The 18,882-nt window shown below is 30.9% G+C and carries 20 protein-coding genes; 6 read left to right on the forward strand and 14 right to left on the reverse strand.

Features of this window, described 5'->3' with window-relative positions; genetic code table 11:
- Positions 1-284 precede the first annotated feature (284 nt).
- Positions 285-1,175: a LysR family transcriptional regulator gene (locus B2694_RS03110; RefSeq protein WP_346884527.1), complete on the forward strand. Its 891-nt coding sequence runs from the start codon at positions 285-287 to the stop codon at positions 1,173-1,175.
- A gap of 30 nt (positions 1,176-1,205) precedes the next feature.
- Here the strand turns inward: B2694_RS03110 and B2694_RS03115 are convergent, their stop codons facing one another.
- From B2694_RS03115 to B2694_RS03145, 7 genes are all read right to left on the reverse strand, one after another.
- The gene (locus tag B2694_RS03115; protein WP_346884528.1) at positions 1,206-1,733 is read right to left on the reverse strand and encodes a YeeE/YedE thiosulfate transporter family protein; all 528 of its coding nucleotides are present in this window, start codon (positions 1,731-1,733) and stop codon (positions 1,206-1,208) included.
- 12 nt (positions 1,734-1,745) lie between these two features.
- On the reverse strand, positions 1,746-1,979 hold the full coding sequence (locus B2694_RS03120; protein ID WP_035132122.1) for a sulfurtransferase TusA family protein: 234 nt from the start codon (positions 1,977-1,979) through the stop codon (positions 1,746-1,748).
- A gap of 19 nt (positions 1,980-1,998) precedes the next feature.
- Positions 1,999-2,679, reverse strand: coding sequence for a YeeE/YedE thiosulfate transporter family protein (locus B2694_RS03125; RefSeq protein ID WP_346884588.1), 681 nt, complete (start codon positions 2,677-2,679; stop codon positions 1,999-2,001).
- Positions 2,680-2,898: 219 nt separating this feature from the next.
- Positions 2,899-3,861 (reverse strand): ABC transporter ATP-binding protein, encoded by a 963-nt coding sequence (locus B2694_RS03130; RefSeq protein ID WP_346884529.1) that lies wholly within the window; start codon positions 3,859-3,861, stop codon positions 2,899-2,901.
- Between the two features lie 11 nt (positions 3,862-3,872).
- A complete protein-coding gene (locus B2694_RS03135; protein ID WP_346884530.1) occupies positions 3,873-4,817 on the reverse strand; it encodes an ABC transporter permease subunit in 945 nt (314 codons plus the stop codon).
- Positions 4,807-5,787 (reverse strand): oligopeptide/dipeptide ABC transporter ATP-binding protein, encoded by a 981-nt coding sequence (locus B2694_RS03140; RefSeq protein WP_346884531.1) that lies wholly within the window; start codon positions 5,785-5,787, stop codon positions 4,807-4,809. The genes B2694_RS03135 and B2694_RS03140 overlap by 11 nt, the downstream gene beginning before the upstream one ends.
- A 28-nt stretch (positions 5,788-5,815) precedes the next feature.
- The gene (locus tag B2694_RS03145; protein WP_346884532.1) at positions 5,816-8,248 is read right to left on the reverse strand and encodes an ABC transporter permease subunit; all 2,433 of its coding nucleotides are present in this window, start codon (positions 8,246-8,248) and stop codon (positions 5,816-5,818) included.
- 187 nt (positions 8,249-8,435) lie between these two features.
- On the opposite strand from B2694_RS03145, the gene B2694_RS03150 reads away from it, so the two are divergent.
- Together B2694_RS03150 and B2694_RS03155 are read left to right on the forward strand one after the other, a co-directional pair.
- The gene (locus B2694_RS03150; protein WP_346884533.1) at positions 8,436-8,783 is read left to right on the forward strand and encodes a hypothetical protein; all 348 of its coding nucleotides are present in this window, start codon (positions 8,436-8,438) and stop codon (positions 8,781-8,783) included.
- 168 nt (positions 8,784-8,951) lie between these two features.
- The gene (locus B2694_RS03155) at positions 8,952-9,926 is read left to right on the forward strand and encodes an ABC transporter substrate-binding protein (RefSeq protein ID WP_346884534.1); all 975 of its coding nucleotides are present in this window, start codon (positions 8,952-8,954) and stop codon (positions 9,924-9,926) included.
- 87 nt (positions 9,927-10,013) lie between these two features.
- On the opposite strand, the gene B2694_RS03160 is transcribed toward B2694_RS03155, so the two are convergent.
- The 7 genes from B2694_RS03160 to B2694_RS03190 all read right to left on the reverse strand — a co-directional run bounded on the left by B2694_RS03160 (position 10,014) and on the right by B2694_RS03190 (position 17,263).
- Positions 10,014-11,249: a nitrogenase component 1 gene (locus B2694_RS03160; protein WP_346884535.1), complete on the reverse strand. Its 1,236-nt coding sequence runs from the start codon at positions 11,247-11,249 to the stop codon at positions 10,014-10,016.
- Positions 11,250-11,261: 12 nt separating this feature from the next.
- Entirely contained in the window at positions 11,262-12,524 is a 1,263-nt protein-coding gene (locus B2694_RS03165; protein ID WP_346884536.1) for a nitrogenase component 1, read from the reverse strand.
- The gene (locus B2694_RS03170; protein WP_346884537.1) at positions 12,521-13,276 is read right to left on the reverse strand and encodes a nitrogenase iron protein NifH; all 756 of its coding nucleotides are present in this window, start codon (positions 13,274-13,276) and stop codon (positions 12,521-12,523) included. Before B2694_RS03170 ends, B2694_RS03165 begins: the two co-directional genes overlap by 4 nt.
- A 14-nt stretch (positions 13,277-13,290) precedes the next feature.
- Positions 13,291-14,103 (reverse strand): ABC transporter ATP-binding protein, encoded by an 813-nt coding sequence (locus B2694_RS03175; RefSeq protein WP_346884538.1) that lies wholly within the window; start codon positions 14,101-14,103, stop codon positions 13,291-13,293.
- An 18-nt stretch (positions 14,104-14,121) separates the two neighbouring features.
- A complete protein-coding gene (locus tag B2694_RS03180; RefSeq protein WP_346884539.1) occupies positions 14,122-15,162 on the reverse strand; it encodes an iron ABC transporter permease in 1,041 nt (346 codons plus the stop codon).
- Entirely contained in the window at positions 15,162-16,214 is a 1,053-nt protein-coding gene (locus B2694_RS03185) for an iron ABC transporter permease (RefSeq protein WP_346884540.1), read from the reverse strand. Before B2694_RS03185 ends, B2694_RS03180 begins: the two co-directional genes overlap by 1 nt.
- Positions 16,215-16,438: 224 nt before the next feature.
- Complete coding sequence (locus B2694_RS03190) at positions 16,439-17,263, reverse strand: AraC family transcriptional regulator (RefSeq protein ID WP_346884541.1); 825 nt, start codon at positions 17,261-17,263, stop codon at positions 16,439-16,441.
- 203 nt (positions 17,264-17,466) lie between these two features.
- Here B2694_RS03190 and B2694_RS03195 point away from each other — a divergent pair, with 203 nt between their 5' ends.
- From B2694_RS03195 to B2694_RS03205, 3 genes are all read left to right on the forward strand, one after another.
- The gene (locus B2694_RS03195) at positions 17,467-17,694 is read left to right on the forward strand and encodes a DDE-type integrase/transposase/recombinase (RefSeq protein WP_346884589.1); all 228 of its coding nucleotides are present in this window, start codon (positions 17,467-17,469) and stop codon (positions 17,692-17,694) included.
- Positions 17,695-17,921: 227 nt separating this feature from the next.
- Positions 17,922-18,248, forward strand: coding sequence for a hypothetical protein (locus tag B2694_RS03200; RefSeq protein WP_346869395.1), 327 nt, complete (start codon positions 17,922-17,924; stop codon positions 18,246-18,248).
- 141 nt (positions 18,249-18,389) lie between these two features.
- Complete coding sequence (locus B2694_RS03205; RefSeq protein WP_346884542.1) at positions 18,390-18,716, forward strand: hypothetical protein; 327 nt, start codon at positions 18,390-18,392, stop codon at positions 18,714-18,716.
- Positions 18,717-18,882 lie beyond the last annotated feature (166 nt).

The raw sequence follows: 18,882 nt of genomic DNA on the forward strand, positions 1-18,882 counted from the left end.
TTCATATCAGCTTAACAGAATCCTTTTAATTTAAAATTCAGTGTGATTTTTTTAACAATATTTGATGCAAAGTGGTTGTGTTTTCGTTTACATCATGACATGTTATCTTTATAATAAAATTCTATTACATATTATTCTTTTTCCATAGAAACTAAATGTTATATACCATAACACTTCCCTTTAACCAATTTTAAAATATGCCTAATAAAAATAAATATATTTATTTCTGTGTAATATACTAGTAAAATAGAATATATGTATAATTATTTTTAGGATGTGACTATATGAATCTTGAATATCTTGAATCATTTTATATAACAGTGAAATATAATAGTATCTCAAAAGCAGCACAAATTCTTCACCTTACCCAACCTGGTCTCAGTGGTCAGCTTAAGAGCTTAGAAAATGAATTAGGTGTAAATCTTTTAAATCGAAGTAATAAAGGTGTAGAATTAACAGAAGAAGGAAAAGTAGTATTTAACTATGCAGATACTTTACTTTCTATTCAAGGAAATATTAAAAGAGATTTGATTAACTTGCATCAAGAGCAACCAAAGTTATTGATTGGTGCTTGCAAAAGTGTGGGTGAATATGCTCTTCCTTGTAGTATTTTTACCTTTAAACATCTCCATGAAGAAGTTGACATTCGTATGGAGGTAATAAATTCAAGGGAAGTTATTCAAAAACTACAAGAACACGATATTAATATTGGAATCATTCAGCATGATCCAATGTTAAATGATATTTCTACTCAACCTATTATTTCGGATGAGCTTTTGCTAGTAGGAAATAGTGATAATTCACCTAAAAGAATTTCTATGGAAGAATTAAAACATATTCCACTAATTTTACGAGAACAAAATTCTGGAACTAGATATGTAATTGAAAAATCATTAAAAGAAAAAAATGTAACTGTAGAAGAGTTAAATGTGATTTATGATTTAAATTCTCCCGAATCTATTAAGTCTTCTATTCTTTCGGGAAAAGGTTTTTCTTTTTTACCAAAATTAACAGTTGCTCAAGAACTAAAAAAACAGTCTATTCAAATCGTTGAAGTAGAGGATTTTAAAATTTCTTTCAGTTATTATATAGCTTCAAGAAAAAAATATACACTTACAAAACACGAGCAAATGTTTGTAGATTTTATAATTTCTAATAAAAGAGGTTTTTGTTAAAAAAGAGGACACATGTCCTCTTTTCCATTTTTATATAAAGAATTTAACTAAAATCTTAACTCCTACCCATGTACCCAACATTACAAAAATACCAAAAACCCAAGCGTGTAAAGAAAATGACGGTATGCCGCTGAAAAAAGCACCAATGTTACAACCAACGGCAAGCCTAGTTCCATATCCCATCATAATTCCTCCTAAAAGAGCAATTATAAACTGCTTTTTACTCTTTATTTTCTTCCATTTAAATTGGGAAGCTAATAACGTTGCAACTAAAGATCCTAAAATAACACCTATATTTAAAATTGTATATTGATTAATAAATATGTTTCCATTGGAAATTATAGGATCATAGTAAGATTGAAAATGACTAAAATACTCCCATTTAAAGGGGTCTAATCCAAACCATTGTAGTATGCCAATACCCCATAATAAAAAACCACTAGTTATTTGCCAGCTTATACCAATTAGACCTAGTAAAATTACATTCATTACTCCTAATAAAATTCCACCTACCCAATAAGGCCAAGGTTTCTTAAGATATTTTATTATAGACTTCATTTTATCTCTCCCCTATTTTCCTTTTGGCTTTTGAATATACACTTCCCACTCTCCTCTACCTAATTCCACAAGCTGTATTGGATATTCCTTTTCTAGTGCCCACTTCTCTATATCAATTGCTACACAACTATGATCGCAATTAAGAATTAAAATATCTCCTGGCTCCATTGTTTTAAGTTCCTGCATTGCCCTTAGCAAAGGAATAGGACATAATTCGCTTAAACAATCTACCTTTCTTACTGTCATATAAGCTCCTCCATTACAATTATTTCAAATGTCTATTTTCATACCTTAATGCTAATTTATATAAAATTATTAATACAACTATCTGCGCTAAAACAACAATTTTCAAATTAAAATGCTCTAAAAAGTAAATAGTCTTAGCATCCTTAATAAAATACTCATACCAAAAAGAATAGTCCTTAGCTCCTAGTAAGGTTCCAATTATGAATCCTATAAGGACAACCCAGTGTAAAGCATGTCCTTCTCCTATTCTCATCAATACACCTGAAGCACAGCCTCCAGCTAAAACCATTCCAATACCAAATATGAAAGCACCAATCATTACATGAATACCTACTGAACTAACTGCTCCTGGAATCAAATTGTAATCAATACCTTTATTATGAATATATCCAGATTGAATTACAGCAAAACCTACAGTACTTACAATCATAGCTAGTATCATCCCTCTTAACCCTCTTGTATTTCCACTAATAAAAGGATCTCTAAATGCTGCTGTAAAACAAAATCTCGAATATCTTAAAATAATACCAATTATAATACCTACACCTAAGCATACAGCATAATTAAACTTGCTTTTCCAAAGTATAGCACACATTATTAATGTAATTAAAAGCAATGCAACACCGTAAGGAATCTGAGAATTTTCCTTTTTTACTTGACCTTGCCGTTGCTTAATCAATTCATCCATTTCTTTTGACAACATATTATCATCCCTTTAAATAAAATTAATATTTCGTGCCTCAAAATTATATATTATGCCCATATCATAAACCAATAATATATATTGGTCAATATTTTAATAAAAAACAATTTGCTACCAATACTAAAATTATGGTAGCAAATCATATTTATATTTACATGAATTTTCTTTTATATAAAATGTTATTTTTTCAGATGATTTATTTAAAAACACCCTAAACTAATCTTCATTAAGCCAGCATCTAGACCAATGTCCTTTAAAAACCTCTTTTAAATCTGGCAATTCATTTCTGCATTTATCACAAGCTTCATGACAACGATCTGAAAATCTACACCCCTTTGATAATTGTGATAGATGTGGAACATATCCTTCAATTGTATCTAATCTCCTTTTTTTATCATCTATTCTTGGAATACATTCCATAAGCTTTTTAGTGTATGGATTTATAGGCTCTTCAAATAGTTCTTTATTTGGTGCTATTTCCATAACTTTTCCACAATACATTACCACTACTTCATCTGCCATTTCTGCTACTACTCCCAAGTCATGAGTATTCAATATTATGGACATATTGTATTCACTATTAAGTTTACGTAATAGATCTAAAATTTCTGCTTGAATTGTAACATCCAAAGCCGTTGTAGGTTCATCTGCTATTAATATTTTAGGATTACAAGCTATTGCCATAGCTATCATAAGTCTTTGTCTCATTCCCCCACTAAACTGATTAGGAAGCTGATGATATCTTTCTTCTCCATCCGTAATACCAACAGCTTTCATTAACTCTATAACAGCCTTTTTAGCTTCCTTCTTACTAACTTTTTTATGAATTATGAGAGCTTCTGCAATCTGTTCTCCTACCTTATTCATAGGATTTAATGTTGTCATTGGATCCTGATATATCATAGATATTTCATTTCCCCTTATTTGTCTCATTGCCTTTTCACTCTTTTTAAGCAAATTTTCTCCTTTATAATGTATTTCTCCATGAATTATTTTTCCTGGAGCATCAATTAACCCCATGATAGATAAAGCAGTCACACTTTTACCACTCCCAGACTCTCCGATAATCGCCATTGTTTTACCTTCATCTAGGGTAAAGCTTATATCATCTACTGCAGGATATTCCTTTCCATTCAAATAAAAATATGTTTTTAAATTCTTAACCTGAAGTAATGTCATCTTATCCCTCCTTAATGAAATTTTGTCTTAGGCAATATAATATCTTTTAACACATTAAAAATCATAAAAATAAAATAGTAAAAAATCGCCAGAAATAAAATAAATGTAGTAAAGGCTATTCCACCTTCATATGGTGGAATCAAATCTGTTGTATAAAAAAGTATCATATAAAATCCCATTCCTCTAAAGTAAAATAATCTTTCTACTATAATAAGACTTGAAAACATAATACCCATAACTGTTGGAAATCCAGATAACACTCCATAAATTATGCTTTTCATCATGTGGTTTTTTATAATTTGAACCCTAGAACATCCCTTTCCCCTAGCTGCTAGTATATATGGCTTTTCAAAATTTTCTTCTATTGTAGTAGCTGTTATCCTTGCAATATATGCTGCTGGAAGTATTGATATTGATATTATAGGGTAAATTGCATTTACAAGTCCTTCATCTCCAAATGCTGGCAGTGGTCCTAAACCCAATAATGAAATTCCTTTATTATATAAGTATATAGCACCCATCTGTACAAGTACTATTGTTAAAATATCTGGTATTGAAAGAGGTATTAGAGATTGCAGTAATTTTATTGTTCCACTCCTCTCCTTCTTTCTACTATCTATAATTCCTTTAGGAATCCCAATAACAACTGCTAAAAGAGTTCCAAAAAATAATATAAATAAGCTTTTAGTTGCTGTTTTAGCTAATAGTTGTCCTATAGTTTCTCCCTGAATCTTAATATTAAATTCTTCACCACGCAAAAATATTTTAAAGTTATTTCTTATATTTTCAATAACTCCATCCATTTTCATATTAGGTGTGTTCTCTCCATTGTATGAAACTATATCAAAATCTAATGGTATTCCTGTTACAGCTATAACAAGAAATACAATTACAAGGAGTATTAATATATTCATAAGAACTTTTTTAGTTACCACCTTTAATATTTCAGCTTTCATTTTTACTCCTCCCATCTTTAAATAAATGGCAAGAAACTAACCTTCCATTGTCAAGTTCTATAAGTTCTGGCTCAATAGTTTCACATTTAGCCATTTTTTTAGGACATCTATTGTGAAATGCACATCCTGATGGTATATCCATTGCACTAGGTATTTCACCTTGAAGCTTTATTCTATTAATATTTCTACTAGGCTCAGGTACTGGTGAGGCTGACATTAATGCTTCAGTATATGGGTGCTTTGGAGAATCAAAAATATCATCCACACTACCTTTCTCTACTATTTTCCCCAGATACATTACTGCTACTTTGTTGCTTACATGCCTTATTACACTTAGATCATGGGATATAAATAAATATGATAAACCAAATTCTTCTTGAAGATCCATAATAAGATTGAGTATCTGTGATTGAACAGATACATCTAAAGCTGATACAGATTCATCACATACTACAAACTTAGGTCTTGTTGCTAAAGCTTTAGCTATTGCAATTCTTTGTCTCTGACCTCCACTAAATTCATGAGGTAATTTCTTAGCATCCTGTGCTGACAATCCTACCATTTCAAGTAATTTGCCTACTTCTTTTTTGTATTGTAATGGCTTAACTATTTTGTGTATTTGAAGTGGTTGAATCAAAATATCTTCAATAGTCATTTTATAATCTAATGCAGAATAGGGATTTTGAAAAACTATTTGTAAATTCTTTCTTAGCTTTCGGAACTCTTTGTTGCTAATAGTACTAATATCTCTTCCTTCTAAGAATATCTTTCCTTCATTTGGTTCTAAGAGTCTTAACATCAACCTCCCTATGGTTGATTTACCACTTCCTGACTCTCCAACAAGACCCAGAGTCTCCCCCTTTTCTATTTTAAAGTTAACACCATTTACTGCATGTACAACACCTTTATTCACGCCAAAAATTTTGTCTTTTATTAAAAATTGTTTAGTTAGATTTATTACTTCTATCATGGTTTTTCTCCTTTTCAAAGGTTTCTTACTAATCCATCATATAAGAATTCATTGTCATGGTATCTAATATAATTTGTCCAATATCTTTCATTTTTTTATAATTTACATTTTCTAAGATGTCAATGCTACTATTAACTCCCTCTGTGGAAGAATTCCCTACTGCCACACTTGAAAGTGCATTTAAGCTCAAATTATTCATAGCTTTTGTAGTTGTATAATCATTATGAAATCTTTGGTATTTCACATCCATTTGTTTAAGTCGCTTTTCCATCCCCAGTCCCATAAGATAATTACTTTTGTCTCTTATCTGGGCTTTAGCAGTAATAATATTTAAATTTTCATCCTTACTATAACCTGGATAGCTTATATCAAAATAATAGTACTTATGTGATATTGCCATATTTACAGGTATATTTCTTGTTATATTGTAATCATAGGAACCATCAACATTTGAGTACTTCATAAAATCATATTCATTGTCCCAAAATATAAATTGAATTGATTTTTCCAATGGTTCCTTTGCAATAGACAACATCCTTGCTACCTCCAGCGATATTGCAGTAGGAGTTGCTGTCATTGCATGTGTACTTTGAGTTTCATTAATATGAACACCATCATAGCTTGCTCCTATTAATATTAATTCGCCTGGATCTTCATATGTTTTGTCTTTTCCAGGTAAAAACGCAGTAATATTTCGTCCATTATATTTAGGCATCTCTGGATAATCAAGGTTTATTTCAACTTCTCTGTAACCAGCTTCTAACTCCAACCTTAAATTATCAAAGGGAACAATAATAGTAGATTCAGAAAGGTATACGTTGGTATTTGTATTGTAGCCTTCTGCTAATATAAACTGTATATCACTAACTGCTTTATTATTAGGATTATTAGAAGTATTCTGAGATTCATTTCCTAGACCATTGAAATTTCTCTCAATTGAAAAAAGCTCTGTACCCTCTGGTATATTAATTATATTTTCAGGTTCTGCAGCAACTCCTTTATAATGCAATTCTTCTTCTGGAGTATCATTAAATATATTTTTACTTACAGATATAATTGTAAAGTCTTGATTAAGATAGTAAGTCTTATCCTCACCTTTGTCATCTTTAAGCTTTATACACCCTGATTCAATTACCACAGGAGTCAAAGTTTTAGGCTTTGGTGCAAAACTTTCATTTTTTATTTTATCTGTAGTTTCTATTAATGATATATCTAGGGTATTCACCTGATATCCATAGGATTTTAAGGTATCAATTATATATTCTCCAGCTAAATATCCACCTTCAGTTCCAGCTACCCTACCTCCATATTTGTCCTTTGTAAGTTCTTCAAGATGTAATTTTGCTTGATCTATATCAAATTCATAAAGGCTTGGATTCCAGGGGATTATCGCCCATGTAATAATTCCTATTATAATTAAACTCTTGATAATTACAGGTTTGTAGTATTTCTTAATGTCCTTAATTTGAGATATAAACATTTTGGGTGATATCAGATAGCCAATTTTTCTAATAGAACTAATCACTCTAGAATCTCTCTTTTGAAATTCTATTTTTAATCCTTCTCCTGTAAGGTTTATCCCAATGATTGCAATACTAAAAACTAATATAGGATAAAGGGTCATCCAATATGTTGCTTGGTATTTTTCAACATTTTCTGCAATTCTAGAAAGGCTACCTCCCCATTCAGGTTCTAAATTCATTACATAATTTGCTTTAAAAGCTAGTTCATTGATAGATCTTGTTACTCCAACAAAAATTTCAAGAACTGCTAATTGAGCAATTAGGAACAATGCCATTCCCATTTCTTTAAAGAACAAACTTATACTAGTTGGTATTATATGTGGTAAGATGTTTTGACATGCTATCTGTATCTTTCTCTTTCCAATAGCTATCTCACCTTCAATAAAGTCCTCTTCCATAACCATCCTAGTTGAATCTTCAATTATTCCAGCCAACTTTCCCCATCCCACAATGGTAAGTACTATTGCAAAGGCAAAAATTGATTTATCCATTTGTAGATTTCTGAAATATCCTATGTTTAAAATAACAAAACTAAATAAAAGCATAGGTATTGCAGTAAAAAATGTATTAACTATTTTTATTATATTTGAAATAAACTTTACACCCATTCCTGCAGCTAATCCAAGTGGAAGGGCTAAGATCATTCTAAATATAGCTATAAGTAGTGCTAATTTTAATGTGTTTCTAGTTCCATATACAAGTCTTGAGTATACATCTCTTCCAGCATCATCTGTTCCAAGAATATTATCTTTATTAGGCGGCATTGGATTATACGCAAACTTTTCTACCAATTTACCGTCCTCTTTGTACTCTATATACTTAGGTGCTTCTTCAAAAAGAGGATCCTTTGATGTGAAAAATCCTGGATATAAAGTCACAATTGATAAAAATATTACAATTATACTTCCAAGAAGTAGTGGAAAATTTATTTTTCTCATTTATATGTACTTCCCTTCAAATAATATTTAACTTATAAGTATATTTTTATATTATATGTAAATCAATAGTAATATACTTATCTACAATTCTATCTAATTGTCAAAGTTTCATCAATGAATTTCATTTGTCACATTTCAACATTATTTGCAAACTAATAATATTTTTTTAATCTTTGCTGGCTCATACTTGACTTTTTTAATAGGTTATGGTTCTAGATTTAAGGTATGGACAATTTATTCTTCAACTAGTGAAAATCATTTATTTGATTTTTTAGCTAATCCATTTGAGATATTAGGTGAAATTCTAGAAGAAATATTGATTAATAATGCATTAACAATGATGGATCATACAAAAATCAAAGGTTCTAAAGGGAAAATCAATAATAAATTTAAGCAATTAGTCTACGACTTTGGACTTAGAATAGTTCCTTGTCTTAGAGTTAGAACTAACACTAAAATCAAGATTGAAAACCTAATGAGAATAATTGATAACTATTGTTCATATCAAATTTCTTGTTTAATTGTTTTTCTATAAAAAAACTATAACTTATTATATCTTTTGTTCTAAAACAAGTGATAGTTATATTCAAGAATAATCCATATTACTTTCAGGATATGTCTATTCCAATATAAAAATCTCTTTGTTATACTTTTATACAAAATCAGTTATAACAAATTAAAAAATCATAATGGAGGACTTAATATGAAAAAACTTATAGTATTAATGATAGTTTTAACTTTATTTTCAAGTTTTATGGTTGGTTGTACTAAATCACCAGCTCAAGATACTGACAAAAATCCAGTAAAAAAAACAACAGACACATTAGAAGAGAGAACTTGGCCTAGAACTATTGTAGATGGAGGGGGGAATAAGATTGTTTTAGAAAAACAACCAAACCGTATAACTCTTCTTCATATAGTTTATATGGAACATTTGCTAGCACTAGATACACAACCTACTGCAGCTGCTATTGGAAATGCCTTTGGAGAAACTGAAGGACTTGATAAATCAGAGTTGTTTGCTCCTTATCTTAAAGATGTTGATATGGCACTAGTAGGTAATTCTCAAGATTTAAATCTTGAGGCAGTTCTAGAATCTGATCCCGATTTGCTATTAACATTCCATAATCCTGCTGGTCTACAAGCTTATGATCAACTTGTAGAGATAGCACCAGTAGTACAGTTAGACTATAACTCAACATGGCAAGAACAACTTTTAATTATTGGAAAGATTTTAGGAAAAGAGCAATTAGCAGAGAAACGTATTATAGAAACCGAAGAGAAAATTGCTGATGCAAAAGAGAAGTTAGGACAACATAAAGATAAAACTCTTGCACTTTTCCGTACTGATGGAAAGAACTTTATAGCCCAAGGAAACTCAAAATACTATGATACCTTCGGCATTACAAAACCAAAAGGTTTCCCAGATACTGCAAAACCTGGGGATACTACATCTTTAGAAGGTGTATCCGAGATGAATCCAGATTATATTGTATTCCAGCATAATTATGATATGTCTAAAGCCTTTGTTGATAGCTTAGAATCTTCTCCTGTATGGCAATCTATAGATGCAGTAAAAAATGGACGAATTTACTATTTTGATGAGAATATGAACAGTTATGGGCCATTAACATTAAACCTTGCTGCTGAAAAGCTAACTGAAATGTACTCAAAATAAAGAATTAAATATATATTGAATATAAAATCCTCTTTTCTATCCAGAAAAGAGGATTTTATATTCTCATTTTTATTTTCTATATTTATTCTAATGTTCTTGATCTAAGGCGGCATTGAACCATAGATCAAGAAGATTAAGAGCCCCTCTAAATCCTACAAATGGGGATAAATACGGATTTAACCTCCATTTTATATCTGGATTAGATATTTGAAGTGATAAGTTTCCTCCTCCCCACTCAAGGGCTTCCCCACTAGTCATTAATAAGCTCTTCTTATGTGATCTTATTATAGGTGCCCATTCTTCTTCTGTAAAATATGGAATATCTTCACTAGACATATCTACTGAATCACACCAACAAGGTCCCTTATTAAGCATCATCTCTTCTGTAGCATAGTTAAGTATCCCTTGAACTACATCTGCATGACCACCTAAACATATAGTTCCTTTCTCTGGATGAGAACGTAATATATGTTTAAAAATCGGTATAGTTGGAATTGTTTGATCTCTTATTATTTCTTTTTCTTTCTCAATAAATTTTTGATTAATAGGAATGTTTAATAATTTCTCTATTTCCTTAATCCATTTAATTGTACCTTTTACTCCATAAGGTCTACCTATTAAATATGGAGTATTAAATTTGTTTTGTAAATATTCAGCAGTAGGTATTCCCTCTCTTCTTACAACTAAATTTATACTTGCTTCTCCCATATGACGTATTTCATCAACACTAGTATGAGAAGTCATAATACAACTAGGCTTTATCCTAAATACCCCTTCCATAACTCTAGCAATTTCTTCTGCATCAGCTTGGAAACGAAACATATCTGAACAAGAACCTATAATATTAAACTTCGGTTCTGAAGATTTCTCTATATCTATAGATAAGGTCTTTGCCAAAAGCAATAATGCTTCTTGAACTCCTCTATATCCGAATATATCAAATCCTCCATACTTAAAGGGTATTATTGGTATATCCGGGTATTGTGGCTGAAGTTCTTTAGATATTGCTGATAAATCAGTACCTATTACTTCTGGTACTGAGGATGGTAATAAGAAGATAACCCTAGGTTTATCCTTCTCTACAATTTCGGCAATAGCCTTATTTAATCTAGTTGTATCTCCTAACGAAATATCTGCCTCATCAATATGAGTAGAATATGTCTTAGCTAGACCAGATACCCCTGCTTTATTTAAGAACATTCTTCCATACATCATATGTCCCATACATCCATATTCTATTACTACAGAATCACGTATAGATGCAAGAGTTTTCAAAATACCCATTCTTCCTGACATAGGTGGGCTAAATTTATGAAGTGCCATTTAAATCCCTCCTTATATTTTATGATTTTCTAGAGTATTCATAATTCTATTTAACAAAAGGCTGGTCCTTTCATATCCTATTTGACCATATATCTCATATAAATAGGATACACAAGGTATCTTTCCAGTTCCTTCAAATATTTCTCCAAAGGATAGATCTGCATCTAACTTTTCTAATACTTGTACATCTGATTTATTGTTCACCATATGACAGATAAAAGGATTGATTTCTATTTCTTTTAATTTTTTAGCCCATAGACGATCATCTGGGTAGAATTCTTCCATATGAAGAAGAATAGGTTTCATATTAAACTTATTTAAATAAAAAGTTAAAGATAATGGAGGCATTGGATTCATCCCTGTTGAAATATATTTCAATCCTTCTAATTTCTTTTCTGCCTCTTTAGCTACTATTAAAGTCTTCTCTCTTAACTCTTCAAATCTATTATCAAAAGATATATTTAATATTTTCTCTACTTTTCTATACGCTTGATCTATTTCACAAATATCATAAATTTCATGTAGACTTATGTATGGAATTTCATATTCTTTTTCCATCATATCAGCTAATGGATTCATATCTGGAGATATAACTAAATTTAGTTTTCCATCTGTTGCCTCCATAAAATCTTTAATATCAGATTTTAGTGCAAGCATACGCAATTGTAATCCTTTTTTCTCAAGTTCTACTAAAAGTTCAGGCATAGGGATATGATCCTCATCTATACTTCGTCCAAGTATATTTATTATGTTTGGATTAGAAACTCTTTTTTCCATCATAACACCAAAGGCTAATAAAGTTTTCCAATATCCTGAGGGATGGCTATTACATCTAAAATGTCCCATTAATACAGAGCTAAGACGAGCCTTTACATGAGGTTGAACTTCATGAATAATTCCCTCTATATCCTCACCTATTACTTCTGGAACACAGGTCAAAATTACCATAATAGCCCCTGCACCTTCTCTATCCATTTGTTTTATTGCATTTATTACTCCTTCTCTACATCCAAAAACCACTTCATTTGAATCTAGGACATACATCCAATGTAGAACCTCTTCAGAATATTTTGCTTTTTTTACCACACCTCTACTGTAAGTACTACATTCAGATGTACCTACTACTAGAGTAGACATTCCTTTAATATTTACACTTAGGGCTAAGGCTGTGTGTAAAGGACAATGGCTCCCTGGAAATGCAGCTGGAGTTAAGAACTTCACCCCAGCATTAGACTTAATAGAAGCAATTTTTTTTAAATGTTTTAACTGATTCACCTAATATTCCCTCCATCTAATAATAATTTTGCTAAGTTTCTATAATGCTCTGCCATATCAGAATCTGGAAATGCTTCTACTACAGTTTTACCCATTTCTTCTGCTTTTTGTACTATAGGATTTCGAGGCATACGATATATTACTGATGTATCTATTTCCTTTGCCGTCTTGTCTACTAGTTCCTTTTCTCCTTCAATATTTTTGCCATTAAGTATAAGTCCTTTTAAAGATGCATATCCTCTTTTTCCAAAACTTTTAACTGCATAGGTAATATTTGAAGCTGCATATAGGGACATCATTTCTCCAGATGTTACAATACATACTTCATCTGCATATCCACCTCTAATAGGCATTGCAAAGCCACCACATACTACATCCCCTAAAACATCATATAAAACAATATCTGGATTATACTTTTCATATGCGTCTAATTCTTCTAATTTCTCAAAGGCAGTAATTATACCCCTTCCAGCACAGCCTACTCCTGGAACTGGGCCTCCTGCTTCTACACACAATACTCCTGTTGTACTTTTATATACTAATTCTTCTAAATCTGCATCTCCATTTTCCCTAAGTATATCTAATACAGTTGAAATGTTTTTTCCACCTGTTAAATTTCTTGTAGAGTCTGCCTTAGGATCACATCCTATCTGTAGCACAACTAAACCCATAGATGCTAATGCAGCAGATACATTGGATACAGTTGTAGATTTTCCTATACCACCTTTCCCATAAATAGCAATCTTTCTCATATAATCATACCTCCTCATATACTTGTACATATATTATTTTCTACTTTAATCAAATCATATGAAATACAGGTTAGATAACCTTTTCTTGATTCTCTTACTATTTGTGCATCAATATTGAATACATCTTTTAATACTTTAGGGGTCATTACCTTTTCAGGATTTCCGTGAGATATAATTTCTCCAAAGCGGATTGCCACCATATAGTCTGCAAATCTAGATGCTAAATTTAAATCATGTAGCACCATCACAATTGTTTTATTTTGCTCTCTATTTAGAGTATATAAAAGCTCTAAAACTTCAAGTTGATAAGATAAATCCAAGTAAGTAGTTGGCTCATCTAGTAAAATAAGATCTGTGCCTTGAGCTAATGACATTGCTATCCACACTCGCTGTCTTTGTCCTCCTGAAAGATTGTCCACTATTGTTGTTTCAAACTCCAATGTTTTTGTAACTTCTAATGCCCATCGAATTATTTCTTTATCTTCTTCCTTTAACTTTCCAAATCCTTTCTGATGAGGAAAACGTCCATATGCTACTAACTCCCCTACAGTAAGTCCTGATGGAGCTTGTGGCGTTTGTGGAAGTATTGCCATTTTCTGTGCTATTTCCTTTGTAGTCAAATTATGAATATCTTCACCATTTAGGTAAACAGTACCACTCTTCGGTTTTAAAATACGTCCTATTGCTTTCAATAAAGTAGATTTACCACATCCATTTGGTCCAATAATAGTAGTTATTTTTCCTTTAGGAATGTTTATATCCAATTCCTTAACTACAAGTTTTTCCTCATAGGAAATACTTAAACTTTCTCCTTTGATACTATCCATCTATTTTACCTCCTTTTATCACTGTTTACTTTTGGATAATAAATATAGAAAATAAGGTGCTCCAACAACAGCAACTACAATTCCTGTTGGAATCCCAGATGGCTGTACTATTAACTTTGCAATAGTATCAGAGATAGATACTAATACTGCTCCTATCAACGCACAAGTAGGAAGTAATATCTTATGTTTAGGTCCAACCAATCTTCTTGCCAGGTGAGGAGCTATTAATCCTACAAATCCAATACTTCCACTTACAGATACTGAAGAAGCCGCTAAAGCTACTGCCACTCCAAGTAATAGCTTCCTTTCTCTTTCTACTTCTGATCCTAATCCATAAGCTAGTTCATCTCCAAGATTTAATATGTCTAATACACTCGATTTCATCATTGTATATGGAACAAATACCAGAATCCATGGTAATAGAGTCATAACAAAATTCCAATTACTGGCCCATATACTTCCAGCCTGCCAATTAGCAACAAAATCAAATTGTGTATCATCTAATGTCATAACAAGTACAGTAGTTAGTGCAAATATTCCAGCTTGTATAGCTATTCCTGTTAATATTAGTCTTAAAGGTGCAATTCCTTCTCCTTTCTTATATGCCAACAGATATATTAATATAGCAGTAACTCCTCCTCCAAGTAAAGCTAAAAACGGTAAAGTAAATACTGATAAAAAAGACTTTGCACCAAAAAACATTACATATAATATAACCATTAAGCCAGCCCCTGCGTTTATACCTAATAAACCTGGATCTGCCAATGGATTCATAGATACCCCTTGGAGTATACATCCAGATAATCCCAACCCCATACCAACAAGAGTTGAAACTACTATTCTCGGAAGTCTAAATTTAAATAGGATGAGATTTTCTTTTTCACTTCCCCCTCCAAATAATGTTCTTAAAGTATCTTTAGGAGATAATTTAATATATCCTGTATTCATACTAATAATAAAAGATATTATTAATAATACAATGCAAATTACAAGTATAGTTATATTACGTCTTGCAACCTTCTTTTTAAAACTCTCATTTTTTTGTTTAATACTATCCATTAGGATGCTCTCCTTTCTTTACGTGCCAAGTATAGAAAAAACGGCACTCCAATTAATGCTATTAAAGAACCTATGGGAATTTCATTTGGAGGTTTTAAAGTTCTTGATCCTAAGTCTGCAACTACAACTAATATTCCTCCTAGTGTCGCAGATACTGGAATAATACACCTGTAATCTACACCTACAAGATATCGAGATAAATGAGGTATTATAAGTCCTACAAACCCTACTGCTCCAACTACTGATACAGAAGCTCCTGCTAATATGAGTACTATTATTGACGAAAAAATACTTATCATAATAGTATTTAATCCAAGACCCTTAGCTACGTCTTCTCCTAAACTTGAAATAGAAATATATGGGGATAAAATAATTGCTCCTATCAACGCACCTATAATCCACGGAAATATAATCTTTATCTGTTGCCAATTTGAACCTGCAACTCCCCCTACTGTCCAAAACATAACATCTTGCGCCACATCAAAATACAAAGCTATTCCTTGACTTAAAGATGATAATAAAGCAGTTACAGCTGCCCCTGCCAATACTAATCTCATAGGAGTAGCTCTCCCTCGTCTCAATGAAGCTATCCCATTAACAAGTGCCGCTCCAATTGCAGCTCCTAAAAAGGAAAATAAAATAATTTGTATATATTTCATCTCTGGAAAAAATGCAAAACATATAGATAAAGCAAATCCAGCTCCAGCATTAAGACCAAGTAAACCTGAGTCTGCCATTGGATTTCTTGTAACTCCCTGCATAATAGCTCCAGATACTGCAAAAGCAGAACCTATTAAAGCACTGGCTATAACCCTAGGTATACGAATATCTAAAATAATAAGATGATGGATATTATTTTCATCAAATCTAAATAATGCATCCCATACTGAAGATAGAGGAATCTCTATGGCACCTTTGGTTATAGAAAAAGCCATAAGAAAAAATAAAAGTCCTAACCCTAATACTATAATGAGTAATGCCCTCCACCTTCCATCTTTCTTAATACTTTTTGTATTTTCAATTTCAGTATTTATCCTATTGAAGCTTTCCATTTATCTATTTAACCCCCTATATTGTTTCATTTATTTTTTATTTTTAGAAATAAAAACCAAGTGCAGGCTATTATAGCAGTTAGCACTTGGCTCATTATCCCTATTTCACAAAAATTTTAGTTTATTTATCTGCCACAACATGCATAATTATTTGATAATTATTATCACTCATGTTGTTTAGTATAACATAGGAAAATTAACTTTAGAATGAAGTAATCCTAGATTTAACATGTATTATTCCTGAATTTTTCTCTATAAATACTAGGTGCCATACCAAAGTTCTTTTTAAACAATCTACTAAAATGAAAAGAATCTGTATATCCTACACTTTCACCTATTATGCAAATTGTATTTTCACTATGTATCAATAATTTTTTAGCACAATTTAATCTATATTGTTTTATATATTGTCCAGCTCCCATTCCTGCATATTTATTAAATGCATAAAATAATTGATTTTCGCTCACTTCATTTTTTTCTGCCAGTTCTTTTACAGTTATATCTTCCATATAATAGCTGTGTATATATGAAGATACCTGTCTAAATAAGGACTCTGTACCTTTATCCTGAGAATCTTGAACACTTATAAAAACTTCTTCTAATATAGATCTGAATATATTTTCCCTTTTAAATCTAGCTATTTCATGTTTTTCTTCTGAAACATTTTTTAATTTCCATAGAAGAGATGTCAAGTTAGTGTTCGCTCTTATATCTAATTTAAAATGCATATCATGTAAGTTTAGATTGTCTTTACTTAAATAATTAACATCATATAAAACCACTATATTCTCACATCTATTATCTCCAATAACTTGTTTCCCTAAATCCATATTGGCTCCTCCATGTATTATAGTACCTACTTGTGAAATATAGGGAGTTTCATTGAAAGAATATTGAGCTGTTCCACTAATAGGAAATATAAAACCTGGTAATGGAGCAGTTTTTTCAAAGCCTTTACTTCCAGCATCTATTGCATTATAGTGTATGGTTTCTACTCCAAAATGGTTGTTTGTAAAATTACATACTAATTTATTAAAATTAATCTCCATTCTAAATTCTCCTCGAATATTTTTATATAGTTTATTAATACTAAATACCTTATAATGATAATGATTATCAATATTGATTATAGCATATACTGATTATTTGTCAATATTTTCATAATAATACACCCTCAACAAGTAATTTTTTTATTGTTATAGAAAAGTTTAAGCCGACACGTAGTTCTCAAAAGGTAGAAGAAAAACTCAATATATTAAATCAAGATTTTAGCGCTGAGAATACAAGTGAAAAATGGGCTGGTGATATAACATATATACACGCAATAAAGGATGGTTGGTGCTATTTAGCAGCAGTCTTAGATTTGTGTAGCAAAAAAGTCATTGGACACTCTTTTGGAAGGACTATGGATGCTGATCTTGTTATCGAAGCACTAAATAATGCATATGTAAATCAACACCCTAAAAAAGGTGAAAAGTAATCTTTCATTCTGATTTAGGTAGCCAATACACTAGCTCAGCTTTCATAGAACAGCTAAAAAAAATATTAAATAACACAATCTCATAGTCGTAAAGGTTGTCCTTACGATAACCCTTGTGTTTAATCATTCAATTTTCAAAGATTAATTTATCTAACGTACTTCCTAAATCGTAAATCTGTATATTATATTTTCAACTACATAAACTATTGTTGAAAGGTGGTCACTATATGAAAAAATTTACTGTTATGCTATTAATCTTGATAACTTTAATATTTGGTGCATCTGCTACAACTCCTGCATTTGCCCAAAATCTATTCAAAGAAGGCTCATATAAATTATCAGACTTCGTTCCTGCAAAAAACAATTCTTACTTCGTTCAGAATATTTCATCAAAAGGTAATTGTTACTTCGCAGTTATGGGTGAAAATGATGCCTTATTACAAGTTATATACCTAACTCCAAAATCGTCAAGATATAATCTAATTCCTCTTAAATCAGAATATAAAATTTTTATAGTTGGAGATGGCGAAATATTTATTAAAGGTGTTGAATAATATATATTTTTCTATTTAATCTTACATTAGTAATAAATAAAATATATATTATTGATATGTATTCCCCTTACAATTACTATAAAATTTTTGTTTTACATTATTTTTTGACTACATAAACTATTATTGAAAGGTGGCTATTATATGAAAAAATTTACTATTACATTAGTAATTTTGATTGCATTAATACTTAGTACTTCTATTATAGCTCTGGCATCTGACAACGCTACTTATAAAGAAGGTATTTACACATTATCTGACTTTGCTCCTACAAAAGATAATCTTTATACTATTCAGAACGTTTCATTAAAAGATAATTCTTACTTAATAGTTATGGATGAAGATCTTACTTCACTGCAGTTTCTACGTTTAGAGCCTAAATCCCCAATACATGATTTAATTCCTCTTACGCCAAAATATAGAATTGTTATATTTGGTGCTGGAGAAGTACTTATAAAACCAGCAAAATAAAATATACATTTGCTATTTCATTGTCATATGAGAATACCGCCTTACAGCAGTGCTCTCATATGACCTTATTCTTAATCTTAATTTATATTTTCATATAATAAATAGTTATATATTAAACTATTTATATATGTTAATAGGAAACTATATAACTAGTTAAATAGTTGTT

The organism is Clostridium sp. UBA4395 (assembly GCF_002390995.1).
GTDB classification, from domain to species: Bacteria; Bacillota; Clostridia; order Clostridiales; family Clostridiaceae; genus Clostridium_J; species Clostridium_J sulfidigenes.

Excerpts from the sequence above, each read along its gene's own strand:
- B2694_RS03140 (WP_346884531.1), bottom strand. The coding sequence starts at position 5,787 with ATGATAGAAGTAATAAATCTAACTAAACAATTTTTAATAAAAGACAAA.
- B2694_RS03115 (WP_346884528.1), bottom strand. The coding sequence starts at position 1,733 with ATGAAGTCTATAATAAAATATCTTAAGAAACCTTGGCCTTATTGGGTA.
- B2694_RS03205 (WP_346884542.1), top strand. The coding sequence starts at position 18,390 with ATGAAAAAATTTACTATTACATTAGTAATTTTGATTGCATTAATACTT.
- B2694_RS03120 (WP_035132122.1), bottom strand. The coding sequence starts at position 1,979 with ATGACAGTAAGAAAGGTAGATTGTTTAAGCGAATTATGTCCTATTCCT.
- B2694_RS03175 (WP_346884538.1), bottom strand. The coding sequence starts at position 14,103 with ATGGATAGTATCAAAGGAGAAAGTTTAAGTATTTCCTATGAGGAAAAA.
- B2694_RS03185 (WP_346884540.1), bottom strand. The coding sequence starts at position 16,214 with ATGGAAAGCTTCAATAGGATAAATACTGAAATTGAAAATACAAAAAGT.
- B2694_RS03135 (WP_346884530.1), bottom strand. The coding sequence starts at position 4,817 with ATGAAAGCTGAAATATTAAAGGTGGTAACTAAAAAAGTTCTTATGAAT.
- B2694_RS03190 (WP_346884541.1), bottom strand. The coding sequence starts at position 17,263 with ATGGAGATTAATTTTAATAAATTAGTATGTAATTTTACAAACAACCAT.
- B2694_RS03170 (WP_346884537.1), bottom strand. The coding sequence starts at position 13,276 with ATGAGAAAGATTGCTATTTATGGGAAAGGTGGTATAGGAAAATCTACA.
- B2694_RS03155 (WP_346884534.1), top strand. The coding sequence starts at position 8,952 with ATGAAAAAACTTATAGTATTAATGATAGTTTTAACTTTATTTTCAAGT.
- B2694_RS03200 (WP_346869395.1), top strand. The coding sequence starts at position 17,922 with ATGAAAAAATTTACTGTTATGCTATTAATCTTGATAACTTTAATATTT.
- B2694_RS03130 (WP_346884529.1), bottom strand. The coding sequence starts at position 3,861 with ATGACATTACTTCAGGTTAAGAATTTAAAAACATATTTTTATTTGAAT.
- B2694_RS03160 (WP_346884535.1), bottom strand. The coding sequence starts at position 11,249 with ATGGCACTTCATAAATTTAGCCCACCTATGTCAGGAAGAATGGGTATT.
- B2694_RS03145 (WP_346884532.1), bottom strand. The coding sequence starts at position 8,248 with ATGAGAAAAATAAATTTTCCACTACTTCTTGGAAGTATAATTGTAATA.
- B2694_RS03180 (WP_346884539.1), bottom strand. The coding sequence starts at position 15,162 with ATGGATAGTATTAAACAAAAAAATGAGAGTTTTAAAAAGAAGGTTGCA.
- B2694_RS03110 (WP_346884527.1), top strand. The coding sequence starts at position 285 with ATGAATCTTGAATATCTTGAATCATTTTATATAACAGTGAAATATAAT.